Raw genomic sequence first — 16,330 nt, forward strand, 5'->3', positions numbered from 1 at the left:
TTCTGCTCGCCCTGCAGAAGGCCAAGCCGCGCGTGCTGGCGCCGGCGCGCAGCGAAGCGCCGCCCGAGATCGTGCGCGAGAAGGTGCCGGAGGTCCGCACCAACTGGCTGACCAAGATCGGCGCGTTCTTCACCACGATCGCCGCGCTGATCGGCAGCTTCTTCGACGGCATCCTCGGCAATCTCGACGAGGCTTCCGGCGTGATGCAGCCGGTCAAGGATGCAGCCGGCGATGTGCCTGGCTGGATGTGGATGCTGGCGATCGCCGTCGTCGCCGGCGGGCTGTTCCTGATTGCCCGCCACGGCGAGGCCAAGGGCGTTGAGGCGTTCAAGACCGGAGCGCGGCGATGAGCGAGTTCAAGATTTCGTGGTGGGAGCCGACCGATCTCGAGCTCCAGTGGCTTCGCCGGTACACGTCGAGCGACTTGCACAAATGCACGGCAACCGGCAGCTATTGCAACGCCAGGTTCGAACTTGGCGAAGCCGACATCCTCTACAACAAGGATGGCTATATTGTCGGTGACAGAGACAATCGAAAGCCGCCGGAGAGCGACCCGCGTTGGCCTAAGGCCTGCGATGCCTGCGGCAGACCATTTGGCGCCGACGATCCGTATCAGCTCTTCGGCAAGCAAATCTATGTCTGTGAGGCGACTGGCGCACGCTCAACGCTCGACAAGGTACCTGTCGGCGCTTGCTGGGATGCGTGGTGGATCTCCGAGCGCCGCAAGGACGGTCCGACGGGGTGCGGCCATAATGTCGGGCCCGATCATCGATCACTTGTGGTGAAGCTTCCTGGCAATCGCGACTGGCACATCGACAGCCGCGCCAGCAATTGCACGAAACCGGACGATGGCGACCATTTCTGCTGGGTCCGCCATGGCCGCCCCGAGGACGGCACGCTGCACGTCGGCAAGGACGGCAACACTTGCTCGGCCGGCGCCGGTTCGATCGCCGTTCCCGGTTTCCACGGCTTCCTGCATCACGGCATTTTGAGGGATTGCTGATGGGCGCGCGCGGGATACTGCGGACCGGCGAAGGCGGTCGGCTCTTCTTCTGGTGCCCTGGCTGCGCCGAGGTGCACGTTGTCGGCCCGAGCTGGGGCTTCAACGGCGATTACGATCGTCCGACATTTACACCTTCGGTGCTCGTGACAGGGCACAAGATTGTGAAAGATGACAACGGCAAATGGACAGGTGATTGGGAGCGGGACGCCGCAGGCAACCTGATTCCCGAGGTCTGCCATTCCTTCGTCCGCGACGGACAGATCCAATTTCTCGGCGATTGCACGCACGCTTTGGCCGGGCAAACGGTCAAGCTTTCGGCGATCGAAACGGGGGCGGCGGACTAATGGGCGCCATCGTCGGTCTCGTCGCCAGCCTGCTCGGTGTCAATCGCACACTCGCCGCCATCATCGCCATCGGCGCGGCCGTCGTCGTCGCCTCGGGCGCGGCGTGGGGCGTCTATGCCACCATCAAGCACAAAGGTGCGGAAGAAGTCCGCGACCAGATCCAGAAGGACAACCAGGATGCGATACGCAAGGGCATTGAGGCGAGCCGTTCTCTTGACGACTGCATTGACGCTGGCGGGGTGTGGGACTTCCGGCGTCAGCGGTGTTCCGGCACTTCGCTCGGCCCTCGGTAGCAGCCTCGCCGGGGCGCAAGGCAAGACGATCGAGGATCAGAACCGGATCGATCGCACGATGGCGCCCGGCTGCGCCATCGGCCTCTACAAGCCCGGCGAGTGCGACCGTCACACCAAGGCCAGCGCGGCGCGGCGCACCGAGCTGAAGCGCTCATAATCAGACATGCAATTCAGAAAAGGGTTGGGGACAAGTGCTGCACGAGGATGCCGATATGCCAAACGCTTCGCAGAAGATTGCCGAAAACGTGCTGCTCCTTGCCGTGGCGAGGATATCGATGGCGCTGGCGCTGCCGATGATCGGTTTTATCACCTGGGTTACCGGCCAGTGGCTGGAAAGCAAGTTCGACGCGCAGGATCAGCGCATTGTCGCGCAGAGTACTGCCTCTGATAACCAATCGAGGATTACCACCGCCCGCGTCGAAACAGCGGAGAAGACAGCGCAATCCGCTATCACCCAGGCCGGCGAGATCAATGGGCGGCTGATCAGCGTCGAGACCAAGCAGACGCAGGAGAGCGCAGCGGCCGACAGGTTCCAGAGCGCCACGCTGACCAGGCTCGACCGCGTTCAGGACAGCATCGTCGGGCTGTCAAACGCGGTGGCGGCTCTGACGGCTACGCTTCAGGCCGTGGCCGAAGAGCGAAACCGATCACCGCCGACGCGCTGACTTGCCGCCAGATCAGAGCCCGCCGCGCCGCAAGGTGCGGCGGGCTTTTTTGCGTTTCTGAGCCCATGCATCGCTGCTCGGCTTTAGCGATGAGGAACAGCAGTCAGCCTGCGAACAGGTGCTTGGAGCCGGTCGTCACCATCCAGTTCGCACGGTCGATATAGCTGCGCACAGCATTGCGGGCGCGGACTGGCTCTTTAACTGGGTCGATGCCGAGAATGCGTTCGGCCATCTCCTCTATGCTGGCATTGTCGGCGCAGTAGTCGAGGATCTGACAATAGATGGTGAAATGCTCTCTGTCGTAAGCCGTGATGGAGTCATTTGACCAGGGAACTTCTTCAAGTAGTCCAGGTTTCATGTCGAACAATGCCTTTTCAGATTGCCATGCGCACCAGCTAGAAGGTCCGAGCTCGCTGATGATAGGGTGCCCCTCCAAACCGGGATGATGGCGCGGGCTTGGCATTCGTCAAGGGCCAGAGCTATATCGACCGGATGGCGAAAGGCTGGACACTACAGTCATTGATTGATGGCAAGATGCGGCTCGTGGCGTTCTGCCACAATCCAAAATGCCACCACAATCAGGCGCTCGACCTGGAGGCGATCAAGGCCAAGCTCGGCCCTGACGCGCCGGCGATGTCGGATGACCTCATTCCAAAGCTGAAATGCGCCAGGTGCGGCGGCAAGCAGGTCGGCCTGACCTACACTCCCGACTACGACGAGATGAAACGCGTGGACGTGAATGCTTATCGGAAGGCGAGGGAAGGGCGCTGACTGCGCCCAGAAAGCGCCCAGATACGAGCCGAAAGCGCTCAGTTTCAGGGGAAATAGCTGGGCACGAACGGCACAAAAAAGCCCGGAAATGCGCCATTCCTGCGGTTTTAACCCTCGTTTACACCGAAGATGTCGGCGGTTCGAGCCCGTCATCGCCCACCATTTTCCGCCACGTGTTTCAACCAGGCATGTTCGTGCCACGTCAGGCTCATACGCCTGCACTGTAGGCGACTCGTCCAACTGGCGATTGGTAGACGCAACCATCTGGTATCCCTTACATTTCTCCAATCTGCCTGCACCGGGCTACACTCCATCGCCCCAAAAGCTGACCGCCCGGCGCAATCTCTGATCGCCTGACCGCATCGAAAAGACGCGGCGGGCTTTTTTCGTTGCCCGGATAAGAGTCAATGCCGGGCGTTGACCCTTCGCGATAATGTCGGCATGGCTTGGAAGCCGGAACGTGAAAGAATTCCCTCGGGAACCCGATAACATCCCAGTAGCACGTGCTCGTCAGACCACTGAACACGGAACCGCGCTGATTGAGGAACTTCGCTACACGATCGCCCTATCGCGCCGGCTGATCGAGGCGTCACATTCACTGCTGAAGAGATCGCAGAGCCAAGGCAGGCGTGTCGAGGGTGATGGTATCGAGATTGGCTAACATGCACGTGGTTTGTCGACGCTAAGGTCCCCCGTAGTCCACATGGACCCTCGATACTGAGTTGTCCGCAGGCAAGCACCAGCCTCAACACAACCAATGGTTTCGTTGTCGTTACCGTATCTCCGCTCGCAAATGCTTCACGGTTCGGGTGACGCGGATGGGTTTACTAGGACTTTAGTCTGATTCAAACGGTCTTTCGGTTGGGACTTAAGTCTGGCCTGATGCCTCGCTAGGCGGCAAACGATTGCCAAAGTTAAAACTTACAGTAATTTAAGGGAGCACAAAAGAAAGCTAAATCTTACTTGCATATGGGCATGGGCGGAAGCGAAAATATTCCTGGGTGGCTTACGAGTCATCTTCCGAATGATCCTGTGATCGCAGGAGATCTCGCGGATAAGATATCGAAGGAGGCTGAAAAAAACCGGCTTCCAGGCGAACGGGTTGTGACAACCCGTAACGAAGAAGATATCTTCAAGAAAGAAAAAGTTGAACCTTATCCCGACGCCACGGTTGCAGGAGTCTTTGCCAGCGGTTCATTCCTTGCGCTGTTGGTGTTAGCCATTTATCTGCTTTATGTGCTCTCGATTGTGGCCGGGGGAACGGTTACGGATGTTCCCCATCCGCTCCCGCTGGATTAGTAGACGCTCCGCTAACACTCGAATTAGCCCGCACCGTGTTGATGCTGCGGACTTTTTTTGTAGTGGAACACGTGGTCCCGACGAAGGTTTCGTTCCCGCGGCAAAGGTGTTCACGCGGGGCAGCTGGCTGCTGCAGAACGGCAGCATCGTAGTTCAATAAGCCTCCCGGTAGCCTGAGCGATTGCTTGCCGCAGCTCAGCCTGCAATCGCCGGAGCATGAGCAAGCCGTTTCGCCACATAAAGACAACGCTTCGGCACCTGCACCACCTCAAATCCGATCGCCTTGTAGAACCTTAGCGCATCGTCGTTCTCCGGCATGACTTCGAGGTGGATGCCGGTCGAGCCTCTCGCGGCAAGGCGCTCCTCGAGGAAGGCCATCGCGCGCCTGCCGATGCCTTTCCGGCGCGCTTGCGGCAACAGGTCGATATGGCCGTGCGACGGATAGGCCGCCAGTGCAGGCGGGACAGCGAAATCGGGGTGGTGGATCCGATGCCGTGCCCAGTCGCTGCCGCGCCAGTGTGAGCTGTCGGATCCCGGGTCGGCGACACGTCGCTGCAAGTCGGGATACCAGTCTGATGCCAGGCTGGCATTGAAAGCGGCTGTTTCGGCTGCGCCAAGCAGATAGCCGGCCGCACCTGCGGGACTATCGACAATGAAGGCCAGCTCGGGTTCGAGGACCTGGTAGGGAATGGTGTAGAGGAGGCCGAGCAGGTCCGGGTCGTCCTCACGGCCGCTGGCGTCCTTGCCGGCATCGCCGGTCTTGAGACAGATCATTGCAAGTGCCTGGTGATCGGCGGCGGTCGCCCGGCGCAGGAAGAAACCGCCGCCGAAATCGAGGATCATGGCGGCAGCAGCCGGAAATCCTTGCCCTCGGGCAAAAGCTGCCCGCCGTCGACGATGATGGTCGTGCCGGTGATGTAGCTGGCGTCATCCGAGGCCAGGAACAGGAAGGCATTGGCCACGTCGCGCGGGCTGCCGAGGCGGCCGAGCGGGATGGCGTCTTCCATGTTCTTGATGAAGGCCGCACCGCGATGCTGCTCTATGCCTTCGGTGAGGATGTTGCCGGGCTCGACGCCGTTGACTGTAATGCCGTAGCCCGAAAATTCGAGCGCAGCCGAACGGATCAGCCCATTGATACCGGCCTTGGTCGCCGAATAATGGCCGTGACCAGGGCTGGTGACATGCGGGCCGGTGATCGAGGAGGTGAACAGCATGCGGCCAAGATGCTGTGCCTTCATCGGCACCAGTGCGGCGCGTGCGGCGATGAAGCTGCCGCGCAAGTTTACCGCCATCACCCGGTCCCAATCGTCGGGACTGGTGTTTTCCAGCAATTGCCAAGGATAGATGCCGGCATTCTGGACCATGATGTCGAGCCGGCCGTGACGGTCGAGGGCCAGCGCCACGGCGGCTTCCGCATCGGCCATCTGCGAAATGTCGGTGCGAATGAAGTGGGCGCCGACCTCATCTGCCGTTGCTTGTCCGGCTTCGGTCTCGGTATCGGCCAGCACCAGCTTCGCGCCTTCCTCGGCAAAGCGCTGCGCGATCCCCTTGCCAATGCCGCGGGCAGCGCCGATGACCAGCGCCACCTTGCCGGCAAGCCTTCCTGTCAGCGACCCGGGGGTCATGCCAGCCTCTGGCGAATGGTCTGCTTGAATGCGTCGAGCAGCACGGCGGCGAGCACCAGCAGGCCGTGGATCACCTGGGTGAAGTTGGCCGGCAGGCCCATCAAGTTGATCGCCGTGTTGATGGCCGAGAGCAGCAGCACGCCGGCATAGACGCCGGGCAAGGTGCCGACGCCGCCTTTCAGGCTGACGCCGCCAATGACGACCGCGGCGAAGGCATTGAACAACAGGCCAACGCCGAGATTAGCTGTCGCGCCGGAGGTGCGGATCGCCAGCAGCCAACCGGCAAGGCCGGCGATGGTGCCGGCGAGAACGAAGGCTATGACCAGGTTGCGGTTGACGCGGATGCCGGCGCGAAAGGTCGCCGTCTCGTTGCCGCCGATCATGACCAGGTGCCTGCCGAAGGGCGTCTTGGCCATGATCAGCGAGAACACCACGAAACACGCAATGGCGATCCAGGCAGTCAGCGGCAGGCCGCCCAGGCGCTGGATGCCGAACCAGCGGATCGCCGGCGCAAGGTCCTGCGCCGAGCGGCCGCCGGAGATGACCAGCACCAGGCCGCGCACCCAGATGTAGGAGGCCAGCGTGATGATGAAGGCGCTCATTTTCACCCTGACCACCAGATAGCCGTTGAAGGCGCCGATGAGGCCGCCGACGGCAAGAGCGATGAGCAGCGAAACCGGAACCATCAGCCATTGCGGCTGCAACTGGATGCCAAGGCCGATGCCCGACGAGCAGAACAAGATGCCGACCGCCATTGCGCTGAGCGCCGCCACCGATTCGACCGACAGGTCCATATGGCCGGCGATGATGACCAGCGCCAAGCCGATCGACATCACGCCGAGCACGCTCGACGCCTCGATGATGTTGGCGAAGATGCCGAGCTGAAAATAGTTCGGGATAAGGATGGAAAAGACCACCAGCACGAAGACCAGCATGAACCAGACGAGATTGTCGAGGATGAACTCGAGGGTTTGGCGCGTGCGGGGGTTCATCTGCGAATCCGGTTGGCGCACGACCCCGAAAAACCACTCGGTCTTCGGACTATCAGGCGCGGTTGAAAATTGCTGCAACGTTCCCGTGCGCGTCCGTTTGAACGCACCGGGGCTGCAGGGCTGGGCTCCGGGCCAGCATGGCCCGGAGCTTCTGGCGAGTTTGCTATTCGACCGGCTTTATGGTTTCGGTCGGCGGCTTCATGTTGCCCCAGAAGGCCGGGTTATCGACATTTTCCTTGGTGATCGCGGCGCCGGGGATCTTGATGTTCGGTCCCCAAGCTTCCTTGGTCAGGGTCGATTTCAGGCCAAGCACATCATATTCGCCTGGCTTGATCTCCTGCTTGTTGACCACTTTGTCCATGAACATGGCGACCGCCGCGGCCTGGGCGTAGAGCGGCTGCTCGACTTCGACATTGAGCCAGCCCTTGCGGATCAGGTCGAGGCCGACCGGAGCGCCGTTCGAGCTCATCAGCATGACGTCGCCCGGTTTCTTGCCGGCGGCCTCGAGCGAGGCGACGGCAGCTACCGAAAGATGCGCGGCATGGCTGAAGATCAGGTCGATGTCGGGGTTGGCGAGCAGCTGGTCGTTCACGATGGTTCCGGCTGCATCCGCTGCCCATTGCATGGCGGGCAGCGAGATGATCTTGACGTCCGGGAACGCCTTCATTTTCTCCTCGAAACCCTTCTGGATATCGAGCGTGTAGGGATCGCCCGGATCGCCGAGCACCTGCAGGATCTTGCCCTTCACCGAGCCGTTCTTCGCGGTCAGGAGTTTTTGCGCCTGATCGGCGGCGACGTAGCCGATCTCGACAGTTCCGGCCACCGAGGTGAAGTCGGACGGGGTCGAGGTGATCTGGCGGTCGAACTCGACGACCGGGATGCCGGCGGCACGGGCGGCCTCGATAGACGGTTTCAGCGCATTGAAATCGACGGCGGCAAGGATGATGGCCGCCGGCTTCAGCGCGATGACGTCGTTCATCTGCGATTGCTGAGCGTCGGTCTTGTTGTCGGCGTTCAGCGTCTTCATCTCGTAGCCGACCTGCTTCAGGAACAGTTCCAGCGCGCTCACCGAGCCGGTCTGGAACTCATCGAGCAATGTCGGCACCATGTAGTAGACGGTGCCCTTCGACTGAGCGAATGCCGGCGTGAGCGTGGCAAAGGCCAGTGCCAGGATACCGAAGACGGAAAGAAGTATTTTCTTCATGTCGTTCGCTCCTCTTGCGCCGGACCCCTCATTTGTCCCTCAGCTCGCCGGTCCGGCACCGGCGAGCGTCTCTCCGGTGATCATGTTGATCACCGCGTCGGGACTTGTTTTGTTGCGTGCGACATCGCCAGCCACGACGCCTTGCCGGATCACCACGATCCGGTCGGCAACCTGGAAGGCCTGTTGCATGATATGGGTGATGATAACGACGCCGATCCCCTGGCTCGCCACCTGGCGGATCATGTCGAGGCCGCGCCGCGTCTGCTCGACGCCGAGCGCTGCGAACGGCTCGTCGAGAAGCACCAGCTTGCCGCCAAAATGCACGAATCGGTTAAGCTCGATGGCCTGCCGCTGACCGCCGGAGAGGTGCTCGACATTGGTGCGAAGCGAGGGAATGCGGGTGCCAGCGCTGGCCAGTGCCTTTTGCACCACCTGTTCCATGGCGCGCTCGTCGAGCACCGGAATGCCGAGAACCTTCCTGGTGATCTCGCGGCCCATGAAGAAATTGGCGACCACGTCGACATTGGTGCAAAGCGACAGGTCCTGGTAGACTGTCTCGATCCCCGCGGCCTTGGCCTCGGCGGGGGATTTGGCGAGGAATTCCTTGCCTTCGAACAGCATGCGGCCGGAGGTCGGCTCGAGGCCGCCGGCAATGATCTTGACCAGTGTCGATTTGCCGGCGCCGTTGTCGCCCAGAAGCGCCACCACTTCGCCCTTGTCGATCGAAAAGCTGATGCCTTTCAGCGCTTCGATGGCGCCGTAATTCTTGGCAACGTTATCGAGCACCAGCAGCGGTTCGCTCATGCCGCGATCCCCTTGTTATGCAGGAGATCTCGCCCGCGTTCGCGTTCGGCGGTGAAGATCTGGCCGAAGCGTGGCGAAAGCACTCCTGAGACGGCAAGCGCGGCGGCGCCGCGCAACACCGCATGCTGGCCGCCGCGCGCGACGCTGACGCGGGGCGTCGTGCGGTCGCTTCGCGCCGAGACCGAATTGGGCAGATGCGCAGCCGCGCCGGCAAGGCTTTCGAGCAGGTCGGTGGACGCCAGCCCGCCGAGGATGATGGTTTCGGGATCGAACAGATTTTCGATGATGGTGACGGCGTTGCGGAAGATCGGCGCGATCTCGCTTACCCAGTCGGCGTCGGCGATGTTGCGGCGCCGCAGCGCCTCGAGCGAGAGATACCGTTCGAGGCAGCCGCGATTGCCGCACGGGCAGGGCTCGCCGCCCGGCACAGCGGGAATGTGGCCGATCTCGCCGGCATTTCCCCAGGCGCCGCGCAATGCGGCCCCGTCATGCACCATGACGCCGCCGAGCCCGACGCCGAAATAGAGATAGTAATACTCGGAATATGCCGTGCCGAGGCCGTAGAGGCGCTCGCCGATAGCAGCCGCCGCCATGTCGGTTTCGAAAAAGGCCGGCAGCCCGGTCGAGGCGGCCAGTCGCTCGCGCAGCGCCACATCTTTCCAGCCGGTCATGGTGGTCGGCCCGACAAAGCTCATGGACTCCACGCCGAACGGTCCGGGCAGCGCCATGCCGATGCCGAGAACGCGGCCCCCGGGCCGCAATGCGGTCAATTCGAGCACCATAGCGCCGATCAGCTCGAAAGCGTGGTCGGGCGTTGCATTTGGGGCTTCGCGGTAGGTGCTCTCGATGACGTCGCCGCTGAGGTTGATCAGGGCGGCGTTGATGCCGAGCGGGGTGACATGGATGCCGACGGCATAGCCGCCTTCCGGATTGATGCGCAGCGTTGCCGGCGGCAGTCCGCGCCCCTTTGGCTCTTCGCGCAGCGACAGCACGTAACCATGCTCTTCCAGCTCGCGAACGATGGTCGACACCGTCTGCACCGTGAGCCCGACCCGCCTGGCAATGTCGCCACGGGCGATCGGGCCATGAAGGCGGATCGATTCGAGCACGATGCGCCGGTTATACGGCCGCCCGAACTCCTGATTGGTTCCCCGCAGTGCCATGCCTTGCGCCCTCGAGAGAGGCCAGACTGGCACCGAAGATTTATTCAGTCAAATGGAGTTCAAAAATAAATTACAGCCCGCGCACAGCGAACCTGGCGGATGGCCGCTCGACGGCATGATCAATAGCGGATGGCACGTCGCTCCAGCAGAACCACGATAGAGAACATCGCGATCGACAAGGACGACGACAGCACGATCGCCGCATAGAGCCGGTCCGACTGATAGTTGAAGGTCGCCTGGATGATGAGCGCGCCGAGGCCCTTGTCCGACCCGATCCACTCGCCGACAATGGCGCCGATCACGGCCGTGGCCGAAGCAATTCTCAGCGAGGAGAACAGCATCGGCAATGCTCTTGGCAGGCGCAGGCTCCAGAAGATCTCCCAGCGCGTAGCCGATAGCACCCGGAACAGTTCGTGCTCGTTGTCGCTGGCCGAGTCCAGCCCGCGGATCATGTTGACCAGCGTCGGGAAGAAGCAGATCACCGCAGCGATCACGATCTTCGGCGTCATGCCGAGCCCGAAGATCAGGATGATAATCGGGGACAGCGCCAGGATGGGAATGGTGTTGAAGAACAGCACGACCGGAAAATAGGCGGCCTGCAGGATGCGGCTGTGCACGAAAACCACCGCCAGCAGCACACCGGCGAGATTGCCGATGACAAATCCCGCCAGTGCCTCGATCAGCGTCGGCCAGAGATTGCTGAGCAGTAAAGCGAGACTCTTCCGGAACACGCCTGATATGGCCGTCGGCGTCGGCACGATATAGGCCGGCACGCCAAGCCATGGCAGCACGAATTGCCAGGCGAGCAGAATCGAGGTCGCGCCAAAAACGGGCAGGGCGACGGCCAGCGCCGATGGCAAGGGCGCCTGCCTCATGAGGCCTGTTCCAGCGCGCCGCGCAGTTCGGCCATCGCGGCAACGATCGCCGGATCCTCGCGCGAACAGCGGTTGCCCGCCTGCTTGAACGGCCGCATGTCGAGGTCCCTGGCCAGGCGGCCCGGATTGGCGGCGAGAACGATGACCCGTTCTCCGAGATAGGCGGCTTCGGCGATCGAATGAGTAACGAAAAGGATGGTCGCGCCGGTGCGCCGCCACAACGACAAAAGCTCGTCGTTGAGTCGGTCGCGGGTGATCTCGTCCAGCGCGCCGAAAGGCTCGTCCATCAAAAGCAGCCTGGGTTGCCCGAGCAGCGCCCGGGCGATCGCAACGCGCTGGCGCTGGCCGCCGGACAATTGGTGCGGCAGACGCTCACCGAACCCGGCTAGCCCCATCAGATCAAGCAGCTCGTCGGTTCGGTCGTCGATTGTCCGGGTCAGGCGTCCCTGTCCGACATTGAGCGGCAGGCGGACGTTGTCGCGCACGGTGCGCCAGGGCAGCAGGGTCGAGTCCTGGAAGACGAATCCGACGTCGCGCCGCGAACGGACCGCATGCGGTGTGTCGCCAAGCACGCTGATCGAGCCGCCGAGCGGATCGAGCAGGTCCGCGACCACACGGAGCAGGGTCGACTTACCGCATCCCGAAGGTCCAAGGATCGACAGGAAGGAGCCGGCCGCGACCGACAGGTCGAGACCGGTGAGCACTTTCACCGCCGTCTGCCGGCCGCCATAGCCGACATCCAGCCTGCGGGTCTCGATCGCGTTCGCCATCAAGCGGCGGGCGCGTCGAGCTTGGGTCTGTCGGCGGCCGACAATTCGAGTATCTTGGTGGTGTAGACATCGGCTGCCGCGGGCCGGCCGTTCGGGTATTGGCCGACCTTGTCCAGCAGTGTCAGCTGCTCCTCGATCGAGGCGGGATCGAAGGTTCCCCATCCGTCCTTGGCGGTTGCACCGTCGAAGGAAAGTTTCAGCACCAGATTGATCGTCTTCTGCTCCCAACCGAGGTCCATTTCCGGATAGGCCGCGACCATCTTCTTGACGGCTTCCTGCGGATTGGCGTGCACCCAGCCCCAGCCCTTGGCGACGGCGCCGATGAATTTCGCCAGCGTTTCCGCATCCTGTTCGATCGCGGTGTCGGTAGCGAAATAGACGTCCGCATAGGAGTTCAGCCCGAGGTCGCGCACCAGAAGGTCGATCCTGTCGTCGCCGACGACGCTCAGCGCCTGGGTGTTGGTGATCCATCCGCCAATCGCGTCGACGTCGCCGCGCACCAGCGGCGCCTTGTCGAAGCCGACATTGACGACGGTGACCTCGGAGGGATCAATACCGTTCTTGGCCAGGATCTCATCGATGACGAAGCGTGCCGTCGGCTGGATGCCGATCTTCTTTCCCTTGAGATCGGCCACGCCGCGGATCGGCTTGGCAGGCTTCGAAGTGAAGGCATAGGGACCGGTGCGGAAGCCGCAGGCGATGATCTTCACCGGCACGCCGCTGGCACGCGCCGCGTAGAGCTGCGGTGTTTCGGAAAACTGGCCGAGTTGTGCGGCGCCCGAAATCACCGGCGGCACCGTCGCCGCATTGGGACCGCCCGGGCTGAATTCCACCTCGAGGCCCACGTCCTTGAAATAGCCGTTGGCGACGGCGGCGATGTCGCCGATCTGTCCGTTGGACATCAGCCAATCATACTGGATGACGACCTTTCCGGCAGCCTTGGCGCCGGGCGTCAGCACGAGCTGCATTCCGGCCGAAGCTGCCGCAACGGCGGCGAAGCCGGCTTTCACGAAGCTGCGGCGGTTCATGTCGTAGTCTCTGTTCCCACTCATTTTTCGCTCCTGTTGCAAGACGTTCTCGTCTCTTCATTGCGCGCCGTTCCCGTGGCGCGGCGTCGTCTACGGCTGTTCGTCGTGATAGTCGCCGGGGCCGCCGTCGAGCCAGGCGTATAATTCCCAAAGCGTGTCGTCCGGATCGGTGAAATAGGCGCAGCGCGCATTCCAGACATAATCCGCCGGCGGGCCGTAGAAGGGCACGCCCTTGGCCGCCAATTCGCCATGGAGCCGGTCGATCTCGCCGGGCGCGTCGAGCCTGACCGCCACACAGACCTTGTGCGCCTGGCGCGGCGACCTCAAGTTCGAGACGCCGGCGTGCCGGTTGATGTGATCGATCTCCCACGCCGCCAGGGTGACGCCTTTGCCATGGAAGTCGGCAAAGCCCTCGGCGCGACGCCGCAAGCGAAAGCCGAGTTTCTCGACATAGAATTCAACCGTCCGCTCGATGTTTTCGACGAGCAGGCAGACGTCCGAAATCGCATGTGCGCCTCCGAGCGGCATGGCTACCTCCCTGTGCTGTGCGCGGCCCGCGATGCCGGCAGCTTGACGCCGACGCGTTCGGCGGCGCCGACGATGTGGGCGCGCATCGCCGCCTCGGCGGCCGTGGGATCTCCGGCGACCAGCGCCTCGTAGATGCGCACATGCTCCCCGACATTGACTTCGACCAGGTCGTGCAGCGGATTGGTGAGGCGGGCGTAGTGGATCGAGCGGCGGATCTGCTCGCAAACGAAGGAGATAAAAGTGTGGATGTAATTGTTGCCCGTCGCCCGCGCGATCTCGCGATGGAACAAAAGGTCGGCGTCGATACTGCCTTCTTCCCAGCGCTCCTCGCCGCTCATCCGGTCGAGCGCCGCCTTGATTGCGTCGAGGTGCTCCTGCCCGCGCCGTTCGGCGGCGAGCGCAGCTGACTCGGCTTCCAGTATGCAACGCAGCTCGAACAGCCGTTCCATATTCCCGGTCGCTTTCAGCGCCTCGCCATCGATGCGGATCGACGCGCGCTGCTCCGGCGCCAGCACGAAAACGCCGACGCCTTGCCGGGCTTCGATCATGCCATCGGCCCTGAGTTGAGCGATCGCCTCGCGCACCACATTGCGACTGACGCCGAATTTTTCCGAGAGCTGCTGCTCGGTCGGCAGCCGCGTGCCTGGATTGAGCTCGCCGGATTCGATCTCGCGGCTGAGGAATGCGGCGACGCGATGCGGCAGCGCCTCCACTGTGCCGATCGCGGCCAGTCTTTGCTTCATGGAAAGGTCTCCGTCGATGGCAGCAGGCAGCCGGGATTCATTGATCCCTGAGGGTCGATCGTTCTCTTGAGCGCCGTGATGAGCCGGCGATGGGCAGGCGCCAGGCCGGCCCAGAAAGTGCGATGGCGGGTGCGGCCGATACCGTGCTCGGCGCTGATCGAGCCGCCAAGCGCGCCGACGATCTGGTAGAGCCCGGCGGTGATCTCCGCGCCCTGGGCACGAGCTTCACCCTCGGCGATCCCAGGCGGTGGCAGGACGTTGAAATGAATATTGCCGTCGCCGGCATGGCCATAGGCCTGCGGCAGCCAACCGGGATGTTCCAGCGCCACGAATTGGCGGGCCTGATCGATGAGGGCAGGGATGTCCGATATCCTGACCGCAAGGTCGGTGCGCACATGGTAGCCGCGTCTTGCCTGGCCCTCGACCAAGCCCTCGCGAATGGCCCAGAACGCCCTGGCCTGCGCAACGCTTTCAGCAAGGACGGCGTCGGCAACCAGGCCGCTCTCCATGGCTCCGGCCAGGAAATCGACCAGCATGGAGCGCAGATCGACCGCAACGCTTGCAGAGAGTTCGATCAGCACGTGGACGGGAGCTTCGACCGGCGAAACGGTGTCGGCATCGATCAAGCGCGCGAGGTCGATGCACTCCGAACCGATGATCTCGAAGGCCGAAATCAGATCGATGAGGCCCGGCGAGCCTGCCGGAACAGGGTGATGGCCGCTTCGAACGAAGCGAGACCGAGATAGGCGGTCTCGACCCGGGCCGGTTTCGGAAACAGCTTGAGCTCGACGCCGGTGATGATGCCGAGCGTTCCTTCGCTGCCGATGAAGAGCTGCTTCAGGTCGTAGCCGCGATTGTCCTTGCGCAGGCCGGAAAAGCCGCTCCACAACTCGCCATCGGGCAGGACGACTTCGAGGCCGAGGATGAGATCGCGCGCCATGCCATAGCGCAGCACGTTGGTGCCGCCGGCATTGCTGGCCGCATTGCCGCCGATCTGGCAGCTTCCCTGCGCGCCGAGCGCCAGCGGAAACAGGCAATCTTCTGCTTCTGCCGCATCCTTGATGCGCTGCAGGATGCAGCCGGCGTCGGCCTGCAGGATGAAATTGTCGGCGTCGACGAGACGGATGCGGTTCAATCGCTCCAGGCTGACGACCACCGCACTACGGGAATCGATGTCGATTGCACCCGCCACCAGCCCTGTGTTCCCGCCCAGCGGTATGATTCCGAGCCCGAGCGTGCCGCAGAGCCGCACCACAGCCTGGACTTCGCTGACGGAAGCAGGCTTCAGCACCGCAAGGGCTCCGCCGCGATGATCCCCGGACCAGTCCAAAAGGTATTTCGCCATGCCGGCAGCGTCGGCAGCCACGCCGCTTTTTCCGACGGTGCCCTCCAGGGCATTCAGAATTTCAGGCGGGATACCATGAACGGTCATTACAAGCCTTCTGGATTAAGGCATAGGCTTATACATATCATCCTACAACTGCGCCGGAGTCAACGCTAGGGGCGCAAGTCCTCGAGGGCTGGAGCCGAAATGTTTGCTGGGAGATTTGCTGGGAGAAGAGAGCGAAGGGCGGGTCGCCCGAGGATACTCACGCGAGGCCGCCTTGGCGTGGCTGCGCCGGCTCGATGCCGCTCAAATGCTGGTTCGTCTGGGGAGCAGCCCGGCTCCTAGAGGTACCGCTCGACCTTCTTGCCGACGGTCAAAAACCGTAGCGGGTCGATTGCCTCGCCATTGTGGCGAACCTCGTAGTGCAGGTGCGGGCCGGTTGAGCGGCCGCTATTGCCGGTCTTGCCGATGACGCTTCCGGCATCGAGCTTCTGGCCGACGGCGACGTCGATTTCGCTGAGATGCCCGTAACGCGTCACAAAACCGTTGCCGTGGTCGACCTCGACCATGCGGCCGTAGCCGCCGTTCCAGCCGGCCTTGACGACCACGCCGGCTGCCGTGACCTTGGCGGGCATACCGACCGGCGCCCTGAAATCCATGCCGGAATGCAAGGCGGCCGTGCCGAGGATGGGATCGGTGCGCACGCCGAACGGGCTGGTGACGCTATGGCCGGGGGCGGGGTTGGCGAGCGGCAGCCGGCGCGCTTCCTTTTTAAGATGATCCAGCGCGTCAAGCGCTTCGTCCAACTCCTTGACTTTGCTATCGAAGACCAACGAGCTGTCGAGTGGTATCAGCGGACCGCCGACGTCGCTCTTTTCAAATTCGCTGTCGACCGG

22 protein-coding genes are annotated in these 16,330 nt (G+C 62.7%); 7 read left to right on the forward strand and 15 right to left on the reverse strand.

Features of this window, described 5'->3' with window-relative positions:
* The 5 genes from E5W70_RS23895 to E5W70_RS23915 form a co-directional block, all read left to right on the forward strand.
* On the forward strand, positions 1-350 hold a 350-nt coding region (locus E5W70_RS23895; protein ID WP_292663087.1), incomplete at its 5' end, for a hypothetical protein.
* Positions 347-1,003, forward strand: coding sequence for a hypothetical protein (locus tag E5W70_RS23900; protein ID WP_292663089.1), 657 nt, complete (start codon positions 347-349; stop codon positions 1,001-1,003). The genes E5W70_RS23895 and E5W70_RS23900, both read left to right, overlap by 4 nt.
* Complete coding sequence (locus E5W70_RS23905) at positions 1,003-1,347, forward strand: DUF6527 family protein (protein ID WP_292663091.1); 345 nt, start codon at positions 1,003-1,005, stop codon at positions 1,345-1,347. The genes E5W70_RS23900 and E5W70_RS23905 overlap by 1 nt, the downstream gene beginning before the upstream one ends.
* Positions 1,347-1,640 (forward strand): hypothetical protein, encoded by a 294-nt coding sequence (locus E5W70_RS23910; protein ID WP_292663093.1) that lies wholly within the window; start codon positions 1,347-1,349, stop codon positions 1,638-1,640. Before E5W70_RS23905 ends, E5W70_RS23910 begins: the two co-directional genes overlap by 1 nt.
* Before the next feature lie 212 nt (positions 1,641-1,852).
* A complete protein-coding gene (locus tag E5W70_RS23915) occupies positions 1,853-2,305 on the forward strand; it encodes a hypothetical protein (protein WP_292663095.1) in 453 nt (150 codons plus the stop codon).
* A gap of 103 nt (positions 2,306-2,408) precedes the next feature.
* On the opposite strand, the gene E5W70_RS23920 is transcribed toward E5W70_RS23915, so the two are convergent.
* Complete coding sequence (locus E5W70_RS23920) at positions 2,409-2,663, reverse strand: hypothetical protein (RefSeq protein WP_292663124.1); 255 nt, start codon at positions 2,661-2,663, stop codon at positions 2,409-2,411.
* A 98-nt stretch (positions 2,664-2,761) separates the two neighbouring features.
* Here E5W70_RS23920 and E5W70_RS23925 point away from each other — a divergent pair, with 98 nt between their 5' ends.
* Positions 2,762-3,076 (forward strand): hypothetical protein, encoded by a 315-nt coding sequence (locus E5W70_RS23925; protein ID WP_292663097.1) that lies wholly within the window; start codon positions 2,762-2,764, stop codon positions 3,074-3,076.
* Positions 3,077-4,051: 975 nt separating this feature from the next.
* Complete coding sequence (locus E5W70_RS23930; protein WP_292663098.1) at positions 4,052-4,375, forward strand: hypothetical protein; 324 nt, start codon at positions 4,052-4,054, stop codon at positions 4,373-4,375.
* 195 nt (positions 4,376-4,570) lie between these two features.
* Here E5W70_RS23930 and E5W70_RS23935 read toward each other — a convergent pair whose 3' ends face one another.
* From E5W70_RS23935 to E5W70_RS24000, 14 genes are all read right to left on the reverse strand, one after another.
* Entirely contained in the window at positions 4,571-5,218 is a 648-nt protein-coding gene (locus E5W70_RS23935) for a GNAT family N-acetyltransferase (protein ID WP_292663100.1), read from the reverse strand.
* Positions 5,215-5,985: an SDR family oxidoreductase gene (locus E5W70_RS23940; RefSeq protein ID WP_292663126.1), complete on the reverse strand. Its 771-nt coding sequence runs from the start codon at positions 5,983-5,985 to the stop codon at positions 5,215-5,217. The genes E5W70_RS23935 and E5W70_RS23940 overlap by 4 nt, the downstream gene beginning before the upstream one ends.
* 11 nt (positions 5,986-5,996) lie before the next feature.
* Positions 5,997-6,992 (reverse strand): ABC transporter permease, encoded by a 996-nt coding sequence (locus tag E5W70_RS23945; RefSeq protein ID WP_292663102.1) that lies wholly within the window; start codon positions 6,990-6,992, stop codon positions 5,997-5,999.
* A 163-nt stretch (positions 6,993-7,155) separates the two neighbouring features.
* Positions 7,156-8,196 carry a sugar ABC transporter substrate-binding protein gene (locus E5W70_RS23950; RefSeq protein WP_292663104.1) on the reverse strand — a complete coding sequence of 347 codons (1,041 nt, stop codon included), beginning with the start codon at positions 8,194-8,196 and terminating at the stop codon, positions 7,156-7,158.
* A 39-nt stretch (positions 8,197-8,235) separates the two neighbouring features.
* Complete coding sequence (locus E5W70_RS23955) at positions 8,236-9,000, reverse strand: ATP-binding cassette domain-containing protein (protein WP_292663106.1); 765 nt, start codon at positions 8,998-9,000, stop codon at positions 8,236-8,238.
* Positions 8,997-10,163, reverse strand: a complete 1,167-nt coding sequence (locus tag E5W70_RS23960; protein ID WP_292663108.1) for an ROK family transcriptional regulator — start codon at positions 10,161-10,163, stop codon at positions 8,997-8,999. Before E5W70_RS23960 ends, E5W70_RS23955 begins: the two co-directional genes overlap by 4 nt.
* Positions 10,164-10,282: 119 nt before the next feature.
* Positions 10,283-11,038 (reverse strand): ABC transporter permease, encoded by a 756-nt coding sequence (locus tag E5W70_RS23965; RefSeq protein ID WP_292663110.1) that lies wholly within the window; start codon positions 11,036-11,038, stop codon positions 10,283-10,285.
* Positions 11,035-11,808 carry an ABC transporter ATP-binding protein gene (locus tag E5W70_RS23970; protein ID WP_292663112.1) on the reverse strand — a complete coding sequence of 258 codons (774 nt, stop codon included), beginning with the start codon at positions 11,806-11,808 and terminating at the stop codon, positions 11,035-11,037. The genes E5W70_RS23965 and E5W70_RS23970 overlap by 4 nt, the downstream gene beginning before the upstream one ends.
* Positions 11,808-12,836 (reverse strand): ABC transporter substrate-binding protein, encoded by a 1,029-nt coding sequence (locus E5W70_RS23975; protein ID WP_292663128.1) that lies wholly within the window; start codon positions 12,834-12,836, stop codon positions 11,808-11,810. The genes E5W70_RS23970 and E5W70_RS23975 overlap by 1 nt, the downstream gene beginning before the upstream one ends.
* A gap of 90 nt (positions 12,837-12,926) precedes the next feature.
* The gene (locus tag E5W70_RS23980; protein ID WP_292663114.1) at positions 12,927-13,364 is read right to left on the reverse strand and encodes a VOC family protein; all 438 of its coding nucleotides are present in this window, start codon (positions 13,362-13,364) and stop codon (positions 12,927-12,929) included.
* Positions 13,365-13,366: 2 nt separating this feature from the next.
* Positions 13,367-14,107 (reverse strand): FadR/GntR family transcriptional regulator, encoded by a 741-nt coding sequence (locus tag E5W70_RS23985; protein ID WP_292663116.1) that lies wholly within the window; start codon positions 14,105-14,107, stop codon positions 13,367-13,369.
* A complete protein-coding gene (locus E5W70_RS23990) occupies positions 14,104-14,733 on the reverse strand; it encodes an FAD-binding oxidoreductase (RefSeq protein WP_292663118.1) in 630 nt (209 codons plus the stop codon). Before E5W70_RS23990 ends, E5W70_RS23985 begins: the two co-directional genes overlap by 4 nt.
* A 47-nt stretch (positions 14,734-14,780) precedes the next feature.
* Entirely contained in the window at positions 14,781-15,539 is a 759-nt protein-coding gene (locus E5W70_RS23995; protein ID WP_292663120.1) for an FAD-binding oxidoreductase, read from the reverse strand.
* 236 nt (positions 15,540-15,775) lie between these two features.
* The coding region (locus tag E5W70_RS24000; RefSeq protein WP_292663122.1) for a M23 family metallopeptidase at positions 15,776-16,330 on the reverse strand (555 nt) is incomplete at its 5' end.

The sequence above is a fragment of the Mesorhizobium sp. genome (genome assembly GCF_005063415.1).
GTDB lineage: Bacteria > Pseudomonadota > Alphaproteobacteria > Rhizobiales > Rhizobiaceae > Mesorhizobium.